This is a genomic window from Desulfobacteraceae bacterium, from assembly GCA_022340425.1.
In the GTDB taxonomy this organism is placed as follows: domain Bacteria; phylum Desulfobacterota; class Desulfobacteria; order Desulfobacterales; family JAABRJ01; genus JAABRJ01.
On the sequence record JAJDNY010000049.1, the window covers coordinates 13,343 to 26,903 of the forward strand.

The window sequence follows — 13,561 nt, forward strand, 5'->3', positions numbered from 1 at the left end:
TCAGCCCATCGGTCAACCAGGAAAAGATGACCCACACACCCAGCTGGAAAGTCTATCAGGCCCAATTGCAGCGAAAAACGCGGCTGCGTCGGCTGCTGCGGCGCACCCGGCGCCTCTGGGCCCTTTTGCCGCTGCTGCTGCTGGTGGTTTACGGGCTGACGGCCGGGTTGAGCGGCAGTGACAGCTCGCCGCTGCCCGCGACGCCCCCGGCCCCGTCGCCGAGGGTCGCCCCTGACCCCCCGCCGGCCCCGGACCCGTCCCCGGCGCCCGTCGCAAAGCCGCAAAGCCCCCCTGCGCCGGCGCCTGCGGCCCAACCGGCGGAAGCCGCATCAGCGCCGGTGCTCACCAAGGCGGACCTTCAGGTCCTGATCGACCCCAGCCGCTTCATCAACCTCACCGAGGCCGCCTTTCCCCTGGAAATGGACGGCCGGCGCTTTACTGTTGAAACCAGCCTCAACCCCCAGCTGCAGTCCCAGCTGCTCAAACGCATGGATCGCGAGCACTGCCGCTACATCGCCGTCGTGGCCATGGAGCCCGCCACCGGCAGGCTGCTGGCCATGGCCGGCTTTGACAAGGACAACCCCGCCAGCGCCAACCCCTGCATCGAAACCCGCTTTCCGGCCGCCAGCATCTTCAAGATCGTGACGGCTGCGGCCGCCGTCGAAAAGCTCGGCTTCCGCCCCGGCTCCTCCCTGAGCTTCAACGGTGGCAAGTACACCCTCTACAAGTCCCAGCTCAAGGACCAGCAGAACCGCTACACCCGCTACATCACGTTCCGGGACGCCTTCGCCCAGTCGGTCAACCCGGTCTTCGGCAAGCTCGGCGCGCGCACCCTGGGCAAAGACGCCCTCCAGCAGTATGCTGAGGCCTTCGGCTTCAACCGTCCGATCAATTTCGAAATCCCGCTGGCCCCCAGCACGGTCTCCTTCTCGGACGAACCCTACCAGTGGGCCGAGATTGCCAGCGGGTTCAACCGCCAGACGGTCATCTCGCCGCTGCACGGCGCCATGCTGGCGGCCACGATTTTAAACGGCGGGCAGATGGTGGCCCCCACGGTGGTGGATCAGATCAGCGACGCGAGCGGCCGCCCCCTCTACCGCCAGCACCGCCAGCCGCTCAACCGGGCGATCTCCCCCTCGACCTCCAAGATTGTCAACACCCTCATGGAGGCCACCGTCCTCGGCGGCACCTCGCGCAAGGCGTTCAAAGGCCACCAGCGCCACCGGGTACTCTCCCAGCTCAATATCGGCGGCAAAACCGGCAGCATCAGCAACCGCAACAACGAGTTGCGCTTCGACTGGTTTGTGGGCTTCGCCGAGGAGAAAAACGGCTCCGAGAAAATCGCCATCTCGGTGGTCGTGGCCCACGAAAAATATATCGGCGTCCGCGCCGGCCAGTATGCGCGCCTGGTGATCGAACGCTTTTTCGGGAATTATTTCAGCCAGGCCGCCGCCGCCAAGGCCAGCGGCTGAAGCGCCCGCCCCCCTCTGCTTGCGCCCAATTCACCGAAGGAAAACCCGCCCCAGGGGTCCCCGGACCTCCTGGGGGCGTCTGCGGCCGGCCGCAGACCGCATCAGACCGCCAGGTAGCGCTCCTGGATCGTGCGGTCGCGCTTGAGCTCGGCGGCCTTGCCGTGGTGCTGGATGCGGCCGTTATCGATGACGTAGCCGCGGTCGGCGATATTGAGCGCGAAATGGGTGTTTTGCTCGGCCAGCAAAATGGCGAGGTCTTCTTTCAGGCTGAGGATGATGTCGCTTAAAATTTCGATGATCACCGGGGCCAGGCCTTCGCAGGGTTCGTCCAGCAGCAGCAGTCGCGGGTTGCCGGCCAGGGCCCGGGCCACGGCCAGCATCTGCTGCTCGCCGCCACTGAGCTCACCGCCCTTGCGGTCGCGCAGCTTGACCAGCAGGGGAAAGACCTCGAAGAGCCGCTCCAGGGGCCACGGGGCCTGCCCGCTGCGGGGGGGCAGGCGGGCCACCTCCAGGTTTTCCGATACGGTCAGGTCCGAGAAAATGCGGCGCTCCTCGGGCACGTAGCCGATGCCGCGGCGGATATTGGCGTAGACCGGCTCCCCGCTGATGCGCGCTCCGTCCAGGCGCACTGTGCCGCGGGCGGGGGGGTTGAAGCCGGCGATGCTGCGGATGGTGGTGGTCTTGCCGGCGCCGTTGCGGCCCAGGAGGCAGACGATCTCGCCGCGGTCGACCGTCAGGCTCAAGCCCTGGATGATGTAGCTGTCGTCCCGGTAAACGTGGATGTCATCGACTTCAAGCATCGAGGCTGCCCCCCAGATAGGCCCGTTTGACGGCGGTGTCGTTGCGGATCCGCTCCGGCGGGCCCCATGCCAGCAGCTGGCCCTGATGGAGGACGACGATCTGGGAGGCCACCGCAAAGACGACCTTCATGTCGTGCTCGGTCAGGCAGAAGGTGGTGCCCGAGGTGTCCGCCAGGGTCTTGATGAGGCGGATCATGCGGTCGGTCTCCTCGGGGTTCATGCCGGCGGTGGGCTCGTCCAGCAGCACCAGTTTGGGCTCGCGCGCCAGGACGATCGCCATCTCCACCAGGCGCTTGTCGCCGTAGGCCAGCTCACGCGCCGGGCGGTGGGCCGCGGCCGCCAGGCCGACGCGCTCCAACTGCGCTTCGGCCAGGCGGTAGACCGCCTTTTCACGGGCCAGCGGGCGCCAGAAATTCCACCCCTGGCGGTGCTGCAGCAGCAGTGGCACGGCCACGTTGTCCAGCACGCTGAGGGCCGGGAAAATATTGGTGATCTGAAAGGAGCGCACCAGCCCCAGGGGGGCCACCCGATGGGCCGGCAGCCCGGTGATGTCCCGGCCGTCGAACACCACGCGCCCCTCGCTGGGGGCGAAACGGCCGGAAACCAGGTTGTAGAAGGTGGTCTTGCCCGCCCCATTGGGACCGATCAGGGCGGTGAGGGCGCCCGCCGGAATTTCCAGCGAGATGCGGCTGAGCACCTGGAATTTGCCGAAGTGGTGGGAGAGGTCCTGCACCTGGAGCAGTGGTTGCGCGCTCATGGCCGGGGGCTCCGGGTGCGGGGCCGGCGCGCTGCCAGAAGCCCGGTGATGCCCTTGGGGAAAAAAAGGACCACCACGATCAGGATGGCCCCCAGGACGATCATCCAGCTTTCGGTGACCTGGGTGATGATCTGCTCCAGCAGGAAAAAGACGGCGGCGCCCACCGCCGGCCCCAGGAAAACGCCGCTGCCGCCGAGGATCGTCATCAGCGCCGGTTTGGCCGAAAAGGTCCAGTGCAGGTAGTCGGGGGTCGCAAGACTGTTGAAAAAACAGAACAGGGTGCCGGCCAGCCCGGCCAGCCCGCCGGCAATGACGAAGGCCAAAAGGCGCACCCGCTGGACGCGCCCGCCGACGAAGGCGAAACGTTCCTTGTTTTCCCGCACGGCCGTCAGAATCAGCCCGAAGGGCGAACGCCCCACCTGCCAGAGGAGCAGGGCGCCCAGGAGGCTCGCCGCCAGGGTGAAGAGGTACAGGCTGACGGGCGAATAGAGGCTGATGGCGGCCCCCGGCAGCCGCAGGGGCGGCAGCGCGAAGAGCGGCAGGCCGTCGCTGCCGCCGGTCACCGCGCGCCAGTTGTGGGCGATGGTAAAGAGCATCATGCCGAAACCCAGGGTCAGCATGGCGAAGAAAATCTCGTCGCGCCGGACGCAGAGATACCCCACCGCCAGCGCCGCCAGGGCCGCGGCGGCGCTTCCCAGAAAGAGCGCCAGCCAGACGGAGCCGCCGCCGGCCTGAAGGTAAAGGGCGGCGGCAAAGGCCCCCAGGCCAAAAAAACCCCCCTGACCGAATGAGAGCAGTCCTGCGGCGCCGAAGAGCAGGTTGAAGCTCAGCGCAAAGAGGCTCATGATCAGAATCTCGGTCAGCACCATGGTCCAGTAGGTCGGTAGCAGGAAGGGGCAGAGGATCAGGGCCGCGAGGCCGAGGCAGGCCCACAGAAGGGGGCCGCCGCGTCTTGGGAAGGTGGCCGGCATGGCTACGCCTCGCGCCCAAAAAAGCCGCGTGGCCGCACCAGCAGCACCACCGCCAGGAGGAGGTAGGGCAGGGCCATCTGGGCCTGGCCGGCGAAAACGGTGCCGAAGGATTCCAGCAGGCCCAGGAAGAGGGCCCCCACGAAGGCGCCGGGGAAGCTTCCCAGCCCGCCGATGACCACCACGATGAAGCTTTCGATGATGATCCGGTCGCCCATGGAAGGCGCCAGGCTTTGCTGGGGCGCTGCGAGCGCCCCGCCCAGGGCCGCCAGCCAGGCCCCCAGGGCGAAGACGGCGGTGAACAGCAGCGGAACGCGCACGCCAATGCCCTCGGCCATTTCACGGTCCAGTGCCGCCGCCCGCACGATCCGGCCCCAGCGGGTGAACTGGAAGAAGAACCACAGGCCGAGGCCCACCAGCGGGCCGACCACGATCAGAAAGAGGCGGTAGACCGGGTAGGTGTGGCCGAAGAGCGGAAAAACCCCGGCCAACAGCGGCGGCGCCTCGACCACGTGATAGGCCGGCCCCCAGAGCAGCCGAACCGCGTCGTCCAGCACCAGCAGGATCGCGAAGGTCAACAGGAGCTGGAAGCTCACGTCCCGGGCGTAGACCCGCCGCAGCAGAAAACGCTCCACCACGACCCCCAGGGCCGCCACCAGAAGCGGCCCCAGCGCCAGGCCGAGCCAGAAGCTGGGCACGATCCGCATGATCTGCATGCAGAGATAGGCCCCCAGCATGAAGAGCGCCCCGTGGGCGAAGTTGAGAACCCCCAGCACCCCGAAGACCGTCGTGAGCCCCATGGAGATCAGAAACAGCAGCATCCCCCAGCTCAGGCCGTTCAGCATGTTTATGGCCAGTGTTTCCACACCCACCTCTTTATGTCAGGGGCGCCTGGAATCCGGGTGGACCCCCGTCAGGGCGTCATCTGGCAGCCGGTTTCGGTTACCGGCGGGGTGATCTCCGCCCCCGGGAAAACCCGCAGGGGTTTCAGGATGGGGATCGGATAAGCCGGGTCCGCGGAGGTCTTGCCCCAGCAGGCGTCGGTGAGCGCCTGGTGGTCTTCGGCCCGGATGGTTATGAGCCCCACCGGCAGCTCCAGGCTGAGCCCCTCGAGAGCCGTGATCACGGCCTCCTTGTCCACCGTCGCGGCCTTTTCCACCGCGGCCTTGTAGCTGTAAACCGCCCCGTAGGCCCCGTGGGCGTTGTAGGACGGGTACTGGCCGTAGCGGTTGTAGTAGTCGTTTCGAAAGCGCTGGTTGCGGTCCGTATCGTTGGCCAGAAACCAGTAGCGGGTGCCCACCCAGATCCCCTTGGGCATCTTGTCGCGCAGGGCGTCCAGGACTTCCACGGCCCCGCCCAGGGTCATGAGCACTTCGAAATCCCCGCTAAAAAATCCCATCTGGTCGGCCTGGCGCACAAAATCGATCAGGTTGCCGCCCCACAGCGAGATCAGTACGCCTTGGGGCTTTGCCTGCATGAGCTTGGTGATGTAGGCGCTGAAATCAGTGGTTTTGGCGGGCGGAAAGGCCGTCTGGGCCTCGGGCAGAAAACGCACCGCGGGCTTGATCTGCTTGAGGTATTTTTGAAAGTACTCCCAGGACTGATGCCCGAAGGCGTAGTCCGGGCCGATGGTGGTCCAGGTGTCGGCCTTGGTCTCGGCGGCAATCAGGGCAGCGGCCTTGACGTTCTGGTCGAGATTGAGCGAGATGCGGAAGGCGTAGCGGTTGCAGAGGCTGCCGGTAACATCGGGGGTGGCGGCGTGGGTGATGATCAGCGGCGTTTTCATCTGCAAAAGGGCCGGTACGACCGCATTGGCCACCCCGCTGGAATCCAGCCCGATCAGGCAGTCCACCGCCTCCTGGAAGACCAGTTTGCGAAAGACCCGGATGCCCACATCGGGCTTGCCGGTGGAATCCTCGAAGCGTGCCTCCAACTGGCGCCCCAGGATGCCGCCCTCGCGGTTGATCTCATCGATGGCCATCTCTGCCCCCTGTTTGGCGAATTGACCGTAGGTGGCAAAGGGTCCCGACATGATATAGACGAAACCGAGCTTAATCGGCGCGGTCGCCGCAGCGGCGGAAGCCGGCAGGCTGATCGCCAGGATAACCAGAACGGCTGCGCACAGCGCACCCCGCAAACGTTTCATGGGCACCTCCCTTTGAGAGTGTTCATCAAGCATCGCTTGGGCTGCCCGCGGCGCAGGCACCGCCGCGCAAGCGGCTGCGTTTTGCCGGCCGTCCGGGCCCGCAGGCGCCGGGCGGGGGGGGCCCGCGGGCCGAAAACAACCCCACGGCCGCGCGATGAATCCCCATAATCAAATGATATTTAGGCTTTATACGCCGATTCGAACTTCTTTGCAACCGCGCTGGTCTCATGGGGGGCTGCGATAACCGGCGGGGTGCGGATCAGCTGGACGGCTGCCAGGGATAACAGGCTCATGTCGGCCCCGGCGAGGAACGGAGTACGGTAGTTTACCATCCACAACAGGCCGGGGCGTTTTCATCGAAATATGGGCGGCGGAGAGCGGTGGCAGCGCGGACCATCTTCCATAGCAAATTCCCGCCCCAAAAAGGAAAGCCGGCCGACGTCGCGGCCGTTTCGGAACTTGCAGGCTTAAAAGGCGATGACATCGGGTTTGAAATGGGCTACAAAAACAAAATTTCAATCAACGGATAGACCAATCGAAAGGACACTGGTGTATGACTGCCGCCTATGAACTCGATGAGGACACCCGCCGCTACCTGATTGCGCTGTGCGAGGCGACCGGCGGAGAGACCACCGCCCAGGTCTCCATGTACGGGATTGGCGAGGCGCTGGGGTTTGACCGCACCGCCGCCGGCCGCCTGGCCGAAACCCTGATCGGCTGGGACCTGGTGGAGGTCCGGACCCTCTCCGGCGGGGTCGGCCTGACCGCCGAGGGGGTCGCCGAGGGGCGCAGATCCGGGGCCCAACTGCCGGGTGAGGCCGACACCGGCCCCCGGCTGGGGGACGGGCCGGTGGTGGATGCGGCCGCCCGCCAGGCCGTGGAGGGGGTGGCAGGGGAGCTGAAAGTCGGGCTGGGGGGCTTCGGCCTTGCGGCCGACGGGCTCAGCGAACTGCTGACCGATCTCAAAACCATCGATGTCCAGTTGACCTCGCCGCGCCCCAAGACCGCCATCGTGCGCGAATGCCTGGGCTCAGTCGGCCGGCTGCTTAAGGCTGCCGGGCAGGAGGCCGCGGCCGAGCGCGTCCGGCTCTTTCTAGGGGACTGAGCCCCCCGGTGTCGCATTCGAGGCGTTCCCTCCCACACCGCCGCCCCTGCCTTGCGGCGTTCGTCAAACCGCTTTTTGCAAACAGCGCAGGACCTGCTGGCACGTCTCGGGAGCGGCCGCCAGCAGGTGCTCGCCGCGCTGCTCGCCGTCGATGTACTCATTGGCCGACAGCGGCCGACCGTCCATTTTGTATATCTTGCCGCCGGCGGCTTCCAGAATGACCTGAGCGGCCGCCAGGTCCTGATAGGATTCGTTGGCGACGAAGGCCGCCTCGGCGCGGCCCATGGCCACGTAGCAGATATGCGCGGCGGTGCACCCCAGGTTGCGGATCTTGCCCGGGAAGCTCGTGTGGTAATGGTGGTGGAAGCGGGAGTAGAGCAGCAGCAAGCTCTCGTCGTTGATGCTCTGCTGGGCTGAGATGGAGATCGCTTTCTTGCCCCAATAGGCGCGCTTGCCCACCTGGGCGTGGAAAATATCGCCGGTGGCCGGCATGAAAAAAACCCCCAGCGTGGGCCAGAAATTGTCCAGCAATGCCAGTGACATGCCCCAGATGGGAATCCCCGCCAGAAAGTTGGAGACCCCGTCCAGGGGGTCGAAGACCCACAGATAACGCGTTTCGTCATGGGCATAGGCCGTGCCGAGATGCTGGGTGTCGAAAACCTGGTGGGCGGGGAAGGCCGCCCGCACCTCTTTTTCGAAGTGTTGACGCAGGTGCAGCTCCGCGGATGTCACCAGCTCCTCGTCGAACTTGATGCCGTGTTTGCCCTTCCCGTAAAATGTCATCGCTTCCGCTCCGGTCCGGCGGATGGTCTCGGTTGCAAACCGCATCAAGGCCTCTATTCCATGATCGACAAAGTTCATATGGGCGTCTCCTTTGCTGGGGTTCACGGGTGTCCCTCGATTGGGGCTGTGGGGTGTGGCGCACGGCCTTTCGGCTTATAGCCCGAATTGCGCCAAAGCTCAACGGTTTCGCCGGGCGGGAGAAGCGGGGGTTGACAATTATGACGCAATGCGTCATTTTTGATGCCATAATCCCGTTTAGCGGCGGCCGCCCGGCGGACCGCCGCCCGGCCACAGGAGGAGACCCATGCACCAAATCAAGAAATACGCCAACCGCAAGCTCTACGACACCACCGAAAAGCGCTACGTCTCGCTGACCGAAATCGGGGAGCTGGTCAAGGGTGGAGAAGAGGTGTGCATCGTGGACAACGCCACCGGTGAAGACCTGACCTCCGTCATCCTCGCCCAGCTTCTGGCCCGTGACCGGCGGGAGAGCGTCGAGGAGATGTCCTCCGGCTTTCTCGCCCAGCTGATCCGCAAGGGCGGGGGGACCCTGAGCGGGTATGCGCGCAAGTCCGCCGCCTTCTGGCAACACACCATCACCCTGGCCGAGGATGAAGTCGAAAAGCTGATCGGCCTGCTGGTGAGGGACCGGGAGATCAGCGAGAAGGAAGGCCGCACCTTGAAAAAAGAGATCCTCGGGTATGCCGACAATCTCAAGGGCTGGATCGGCGAGAAGGTGGATCAGCGGGTCGCCGAGTTGCTGCAGCTGATGAAGCTGCCCACCCGCGAACAGGTCAACCGCCTGACCGAGGAGGTGGCCGCCCTGCGCCGCAGGATCGACCAGCTGGCGCCTCCGCCTCCCGATGCCGGTGAGGCCACAGAAGCGGTTGCCGCAACGGAAAACGTCCCCGAAACACCCCCTTCGTCGGGCGAGCCGGTGGACTAGACGACCGCTGCTGGGCGGCCCGCCGGGCGGGCCGCTCTTTCCCGGTTTTGCCTATCACACCGTGCTGTAGTTCGGCCCCTCGCCGCCTTCCGGGCATGTCCAGGTGATGTTGCGGTAGGGGTCCTTGATGTCGCAGGTTTTGCAGTGCAGGCAGTTGGAGGGGTTGAGCTTGAGGTGGCGGCGGCCGGTCTTTTCGTCCGTCTCCATTTCGTAGACCTGCGCCGGGCAGAAGCGCGTGCAGGGGCTGGCGTAGGTTTCATAGCAGGTGGTGACGCACAGCCCGGTGTCGTGGACGATCAGGTGGCAGGGCTCGTCCTCGCGGTGCAGGGTCTTTGAGAGGTAAACGCCGGTGAGCTTGTCCACGTAGAGGACCCCGTCGTAGGGGGGCTTGGCATCGGCCTGGGGCTGGGCCGCCGGGGCCTTGCCTACGGGCTTGAGGGTGCGGCAGTCCTCCCGGTGGTGCAGGGGGTCGATCAGGCCGCGGCCGGCGCTGACGTACTGGGCGCCCAGGTGGATCAGTTTGGCGGGCATTTTTTTGGCCAGGGCCTGGGTGAAATTGCGGCCCTCGTAAATTTCGGCCTTGAGCCAGCTCCCCTCCCCGCGCCGGGGGTAGCGCGCGAGGGTCTGTTCGCCGGCATCGCCGCTGGTCAGCGCCGCCAGGGCGGCCTCGGCCGCCAGCATGCCGGATTTCATCGAGACGTGGATCCCCTTGAGCCCCGGCGTGTTCTGGAAGGCTGCCGCAGCGCCCACGAAGAGGGCCCCGTCGGCGGCGAGACGCGGCATGGTGTAGTAGCCGCCGGTGGAGACGGTGCGCGCCCCCTGTTCGACCACCTTGCCGTCGCGGATGATGCCGGCAACCAGCGGGTGGCGCTTGAACTTGATGAACTCCGCATAGGGGTCCAGCCAGGGGTTTGCGTAGCCCAGCCCCACCAGAAAGCCCAGGGCCACGCGGTTGTCGCTCATCTCGTAGATGAACCCGCCGCCGGGGGTTTCCATCCCCAGGGGATAGCCGAAAGTGTGGAGGTCGTTGCCTTCGCTGGTGGTGAAATAGTGCCCCTCGGGCAGTTGGATCACTTCCTTGATGCCGGTTTCGTAGACCTGGGGCATCTTCCCGGCGGCCAGCCCCAGCTTTGCGGTGAGCGATTTCATCAGGCTGCCGCGGGCGCCTTCGCCGAAAACGGTCACCGGGGCGTGCAGGTCGATGCCGGGCTCGAAATTGCCCTTGGGGGCGCCGTCCTTGTCCAGGCCCTGGTCGCCGGTTCGCACCCCGGCAACGCGGCGGCCGCCCTCGGCGTAGAGCACCTCGCTGGCGCTGAAGCCGGGGAAGATGTTGACCCCGAGCTCCTCGGCGATGGTGGCCAGCCAGCGGGTGAAACGCGCCAGGCTGACGATCAGAAACCCGGTGTTGTGCATGTAGCGTGGCACCAGCGGCAGGCGGTAGGCCTTGTCGCGGGTGAGAAAGTAGAATTCGTCCCCCCGCACGGTGGCCTCGATGGGGCAGCCGCGGGCGATGTAATCGGGGATCAGCTCTTCAAGGGCGATGGGGTTCAGCACGGCGCCGCTCAGGGCGTGGGCCCCGACCTCGGCCCCTTTTTCCACCAGGGCGACCTCGGGGGTCAGCCCCTGCTCCCCCGCCAGTTGCATCAGGCGAATGGCGCCGGCCAAACAGGCCGGTCCGCCGCCCACGAACACCACGTCGAAATCAATTCTTTCACGCGCAATCGTCATCTTGGCCCCTCGTGATCGTCATCGGGTCATACCGCCCGCCCGCAGGTGTGCGCCCGGCCGGCGCCCACCGCTGCGGATAGCGCCCGGCGCGGGTCGATTGGGCGGCGGGGTGGGGGAAATCTTCAGGCTATCGGCAGGGTCGGCGGCAGCTTGGAAAACGGCCCCTTCTACCATGTGGCCGCCAGATTGTAAACCGCGCCGGTGGGGCCGCAGGCCTCCGGGAAAACTGTTGGCGCCCCGCCGGATAGCGTGATAAGGATCCCCCACGGCCGGCGGCGGCGCATGCCGCACCCGGGCCGCAGAATCACAACCGGACAAAATCCCCAGGATGGAGCCGTCATGGCACAGAAGGACTACTACCGCATACTGGGTGTATCACCCCAGGCCGATGTCAAGCAGGTCAAGGACGCCTACCGCGAACTGGCCCTGAAATACCACCCGGACCGCAACCAGGGCAACCCCCAGGTGACCGAGAAGATGAAAGCCCTCAACGAGGCCTACGCGGTGCTCTCCAACCCCGAGAAGCGGCGCGCCTACGATGCCCTGCGAAGCCAATTCGGCGCCTCGGCCTACACCCAGTTCCGGCAGGCCTATTCCGAGCAGGATATCTTCAGGGGCTCGGACCTTTTCCATTTCTTTGACGAGATTTCCAAGGGGTTCGGTTTTCGCGGCTACGAGGAGATCTTCCGGGAGTTTTACGGCAAGGGGTTCCGCTCCTTCGAGTTTCAGAAGCCGGGGATGAAGGCCCGCGGCTTCGTTTTTTTCGGCCCGTTGGGGCGCACCGCTCACGGCTCGCGCCGGCTGCAATCCGGCGGCGGGCTGGGGCGGCTGCCCGGCTTGCTGCTGGAAAAGATCGTCGGCGCCCGTCTGCCCCAGGCGGGTGGCGACCTGCAGGCGGATATCGAACTGACCCCGGAATTTGCCCGCCAGGGCGGCCCTTTCGCCTATTTTCATCGCCCCAAAAACAAACGCCTGGTGGTGCAGATCCCCCCGGGGGTGCGCCACGGGCAGCGGATCCGATTGGCCGGAATGGGCAGAGACGGCAAGGCCGGCGGCCGGCCGGGCGACCTCTTCCTGCGGGTCCGGATCCGCCTGCCCCTGCTCCAGAAGATCAAGCGCTTTCTTGCCGGCGGCCGGTCCTGAGGCCGGGGGCCGTCGCGCTGTTTGCCCCTTCAGACTCCCGCCGGTTCCAGGATGCCGGCTTCTCCCAGAAAATCAAGCAGGTCGGAGCAAAATTTTTCCCAGTCCGGCGGACAGTCGTTGTGGGCGGCCTCGTAGGTGATCAACCGCCCCCGGGGGGCCGCCCGGCTGAGGGCCACCCCGTGGGCGTAAGGGATGATGTCGTCGCGGCGGCCGTGGACCACCAACACCGGGCCGGGGTAGCTGCTGACCACGGCCAGGTTGTCGAATGGGTCCCGGATCAGGAAGCCGGGCGCCAGGAAGCGGTAGGCCATGGCGCGCGTGCTTTTAAAGGCCGACAGGAGCACCAGCGCGGCCGGCGGGCGCTCTGCGGCCAGGCTGCAAACCGCACCGGCGCCGATGGAGCGCCCCAGGAAAACGATGCGGTCGGGGTCAACGTCCCGGAGGCCGCGGAGGTGGTCGTGGGCGGCGATCATCGTCCGGGTGATGGCGGCCTGGGAGGGCGCGCCCTGGGAGCGGCCGTAGCCGGGGTACTCCACCAGCAGGACCGCGACGCCCCGGCGGGTGATCGACCGGAAGGCATCGGCCCACAGGTCGATGCGCTCGGCGTTGCCGTGGGCGAAGATGATCGCCGGCCAGGGACCGCTGTGCGGGAGGCCTTGGGCCTGGACCGGCAGAAACCAGGCTTCCACCCGGCCCTCGGGGGTGTCCAGCCAGAGCACCGCCACGTCCGGTCCCGCCGCGGCCGCCGGCCCGCCGCTGAGGTGGCGCGGAAAGATCATCTGGCGCTGCATCAAAAACAGCAAAGCGCAATAGCTTGCGTAGATCAGCACGAGCACCAGGCCGGTCTTGGCGGCAGGGGGCATGGGCGCCTCCGATGTCATGCGCCGCAGGATTCGGCGCGCGTTTGAATGGCGTTTGGCGGCCACGGTAACCGATCTGGGGCCCCGGCGTCAAATGTCCAGACCCCACACGAAGCCGGGAAACCGGCCAAAGGAGGCGGGATGAAAACCATCGGCATGATCGGCGGTATGAGCTGGGAGTCTTCGGCTGAGTACTACCGGGTGCTCAACACCCGCACCCGCGAGCGCCTGGGCGGGCTGCACTCCGCAGCCTGCATCCTCTTTTCGGTGGATTTCGCCGCAATCGAGGCCCTCCAGCGCCGGGGGGACTGGGCGGCGGCCACGCGCCGGATGGTGGCCGCCGGACAGGCGGTGGCGCGCGCCGGCGCCGAACTGCTGCTGATCTGCACCAACACCATGCACCTGATGGCCGACGCCGTCCAGACCGGGGTGGACATACCGCTGCTGCACATCGCCGACGCCACCGCCGAGCGAGTGCTGGCGCGGGGGTTCACGCGCATCGGGCTGCTGGGAACGCGCTTTACCATGGAAAAGGATTTCTACCGCGGCCGGCTGGCGCAAAAGTACGGTCTGGAAGTGCTGGTGCCGCCGGCGGCGGACCGCCGGGTGGCGGACGCCGTAATTTTTGACGAACTCTGCCGGGGGCGCCTCCTGCCCGCCTCCAAGGCCGCCTACCTGCGCATCATCGACGGTATGTTGCAGGCCGGCGCCCAGGGCGTCATCCTGGGCTGCACCGAGATCGGGCTGCTGGTCACCCAGGCGGATACCGCCGCGCCGCTCTTCGATACCGCCCGGATCCACGCCGAGGCGGCGGTGGATTTCGCCATCGACGGCCCGTCGGGCGGATAGGTTG

At 66.3% G+C, this 13,561-nt stretch carries 13 protein-coding genes; 5 read left to right on the forward strand and 8 right to left on the reverse strand.

What is annotated here, in order from left to right; genetic code table 11:
- Positions 1 to 26 precede the first annotated feature (26 nt).
- Entirely contained in the window at positions 27 to 1,472 is a 1,446-nt protein-coding gene (locus LJE63_04350; protein MCG6905835.1) for a PbpA, read from the forward strand.
- Between the two features lie 101 nt (positions 1,473 to 1,573).
- Here LJE63_04350 and LJE63_04355 read toward each other — a convergent pair whose 3' ends face one another.
- From LJE63_04355 to LJE63_04375, 5 genes are read right to left on the reverse strand one after another with little or no spacing between them, the layout of a single operon-like run.
- Positions 1,574 to 2,272 (reverse strand): ABC transporter ATP-binding protein, encoded by a 699-nt coding sequence (locus LJE63_04355; GenBank protein MCG6905836.1) that lies wholly within the window; start codon positions 2,270 to 2,272, stop codon positions 1,574 to 1,576.
- Complete coding sequence (locus LJE63_04360; GenBank protein MCG6905837.1) at positions 2,265 to 3,029, reverse strand: ABC transporter ATP-binding protein; 765 nt, start codon at positions 3,027 to 3,029, stop codon at positions 2,265 to 2,267. The genes LJE63_04355 and LJE63_04360 overlap by 8 nt, the downstream gene beginning before the upstream one ends.
- On the reverse strand, positions 3,026 to 4,000 hold the full coding sequence (locus LJE63_04365) for a branched-chain amino acid ABC transporter permease (protein MCG6905838.1): 975 nt from the start codon (positions 3,998 to 4,000) through the stop codon (positions 3,026 to 3,028). Before LJE63_04365 ends, LJE63_04360 begins: the two co-directional genes overlap by 4 nt.
- Positions 4,001 to 4,002: 2 nt before the next feature.
- Complete coding sequence (locus LJE63_04370) at positions 4,003 to 4,863, reverse strand: branched-chain amino acid ABC transporter permease (protein MCG6905839.1); 861 nt, start codon at positions 4,861 to 4,863, stop codon at positions 4,003 to 4,005.
- 47 nt (positions 4,864 to 4,910) lie between these two features.
- The gene (locus LJE63_04375) at positions 4,911 to 6,143 is read right to left on the reverse strand and encodes an ABC transporter substrate-binding protein (protein MCG6905840.1); all 1,233 of its coding nucleotides are present in this window, start codon (positions 6,141 to 6,143) and stop codon (positions 4,911 to 4,913) included.
- A gap of 553 nt (positions 6,144 to 6,696) precedes the next feature.
- Between LJE63_04375 and LJE63_04380 the strand changes: the two genes are divergently transcribed.
- Positions 6,697 to 7,248 carry a hypothetical protein gene (locus LJE63_04380; protein ID MCG6905841.1) on the forward strand — a complete coding sequence of 184 codons (552 nt, stop codon included), beginning with the start codon at positions 6,697 to 6,699 and terminating at the stop codon, positions 7,246 to 7,248.
- 63 nt (positions 7,249 to 7,311) lie between these two features.
- On the opposite strand, the gene LJE63_04385 is transcribed toward LJE63_04380, so the two are convergent.
- On the reverse strand, positions 7,312 to 8,109 hold the full coding sequence (locus LJE63_04385; GenBank protein MCG6905842.1) for a hypothetical protein: 798 nt from the start codon (positions 8,107 to 8,109) through the stop codon (positions 7,312 to 7,314).
- Between the two features lie 226 nt (positions 8,110 to 8,335).
- Between LJE63_04385 and LJE63_04390 the strand changes: the two genes are divergently transcribed.
- Complete coding sequence (locus LJE63_04390; protein MCG6905843.1) at positions 8,336 to 8,977, forward strand: hypothetical protein; 642 nt, start codon at positions 8,336 to 8,338, stop codon at positions 8,975 to 8,977.
- A 54-nt stretch (positions 8,978 to 9,031) separates the two neighbouring features.
- Here LJE63_04390 and LJE63_04395 read toward each other — a convergent pair whose 3' ends face one another.
- Positions 9,032 to 10,705, reverse strand: coding sequence for an electron transfer flavoprotein-ubiquinone oxidoreductase (locus tag LJE63_04395; GenBank protein MCG6905844.1), 1,674 nt, complete (start codon positions 10,703 to 10,705; stop codon positions 9,032 to 9,034).
- Positions 10,706 to 11,044: 339 nt separating this feature from the next.
- Here LJE63_04395 and LJE63_04400 point away from each other — a divergent pair, with 339 nt between their 5' ends.
- Complete coding sequence (locus tag LJE63_04400; GenBank protein ID MCG6905845.1) at positions 11,045 to 11,848, forward strand: DnaJ domain-containing protein; 804 nt, start codon at positions 11,045 to 11,047, stop codon at positions 11,846 to 11,848.
- Positions 11,849 to 11,877: 29 nt separating this feature from the next.
- Here the strand turns inward: LJE63_04400 and LJE63_04405 are convergent, their stop codons facing one another.
- A complete protein-coding gene (locus LJE63_04405) occupies positions 11,878 to 12,711 on the reverse strand; it encodes an alpha/beta hydrolase (GenBank protein ID MCG6905846.1) in 834 nt (277 codons plus the stop codon).
- A 138-nt stretch (positions 12,712 to 12,849) separates the two neighbouring features.
- On the opposite strand from LJE63_04405, the gene LJE63_04410 reads away from it, so the two are divergent.
- A complete protein-coding gene (locus tag LJE63_04410) occupies positions 12,850 to 13,557 on the forward strand; it encodes an aspartate/glutamate racemase family protein (protein ID MCG6905847.1) in 708 nt (235 codons plus the stop codon).
- Positions 13,558 to 13,561: the final 4 nt, after the last annotated feature.

What these genes read in the sequence shown, in the direction of transcription:
- LJE63_04390 (MCG6905843.1), top strand. Translation starts at nt 8,336, where the DNA reads ATGCACCAAATCAAGAAATACGCCAACCGCAAGCTCTACGACACCACC.
- LJE63_04380 (MCG6905841.1), top strand. Translation starts at nt 6,697, where the DNA reads ATGACTGCCGCCTATGAACTCGATGAGGACACCCGCCGCTACCTGATT.
- LJE63_04375 (MCG6905840.1), bottom strand. Translation starts at nt 6,143, where the DNA reads ATGAAACGTTTGCGGGGTGCGCTGTGCGCAGCCGTTCTGGTTATCCTG.
- LJE63_04350 (MCG6905835.1), top strand. Translation starts at nt 27, where the DNA reads ATGACCCACACACCCAGCTGGAAAGTCTATCAGGCCCAATTGCAGCGA.
- LJE63_04395 (MCG6905844.1), bottom strand. Translation starts at nt 10,705, where the DNA reads ATGACGATTGCGCGTGAAAGAATTGATTTCGACGTGGTGTTCGTGGGC.
- LJE63_04385 (MCG6905842.1), bottom strand. Translation starts at nt 8,109, where the DNA reads ATGAACTTTGTCGATCATGGAATAGAGGCCTTGATGCGGTTTGCAACC.
- LJE63_04360 (MCG6905837.1), bottom strand. Translation starts at nt 3,029, where the DNA reads ATGAGCGCGCAACCACTGCTCCAGGTGCAGGACCTCTCCCACCACTTC.
- LJE63_04355 (MCG6905836.1), bottom strand. Translation starts at nt 2,272, where the DNA reads ATGCTTGAAGTCGATGACATCCACGTTTACCGGGACGACAGCTACATC.
- LJE63_04410 (MCG6905847.1), top strand. Translation starts at nt 12,850, where the DNA reads ATGAAAACCATCGGCATGATCGGCGGTATGAGCTGGGAGTCTTCGGCT.
- LJE63_04405 (MCG6905846.1), bottom strand. Translation starts at nt 12,711, where the DNA reads ATGCCCCCTGCCGCCAAGACCGGCCTGGTGCTCGTGCTGATCTACGCA.
- LJE63_04400 (MCG6905845.1), top strand. Translation starts at nt 11,045, where the DNA reads ATGGCACAGAAGGACTACTACCGCATACTGGGTGTATCACCCCAGGCC.
- LJE63_04365 (MCG6905838.1), bottom strand. Translation starts at nt 4,000, where the DNA reads ATGCCGGCCACCTTCCCAAGACGCGGCGGCCCCCTTCTGTGGGCCTGC.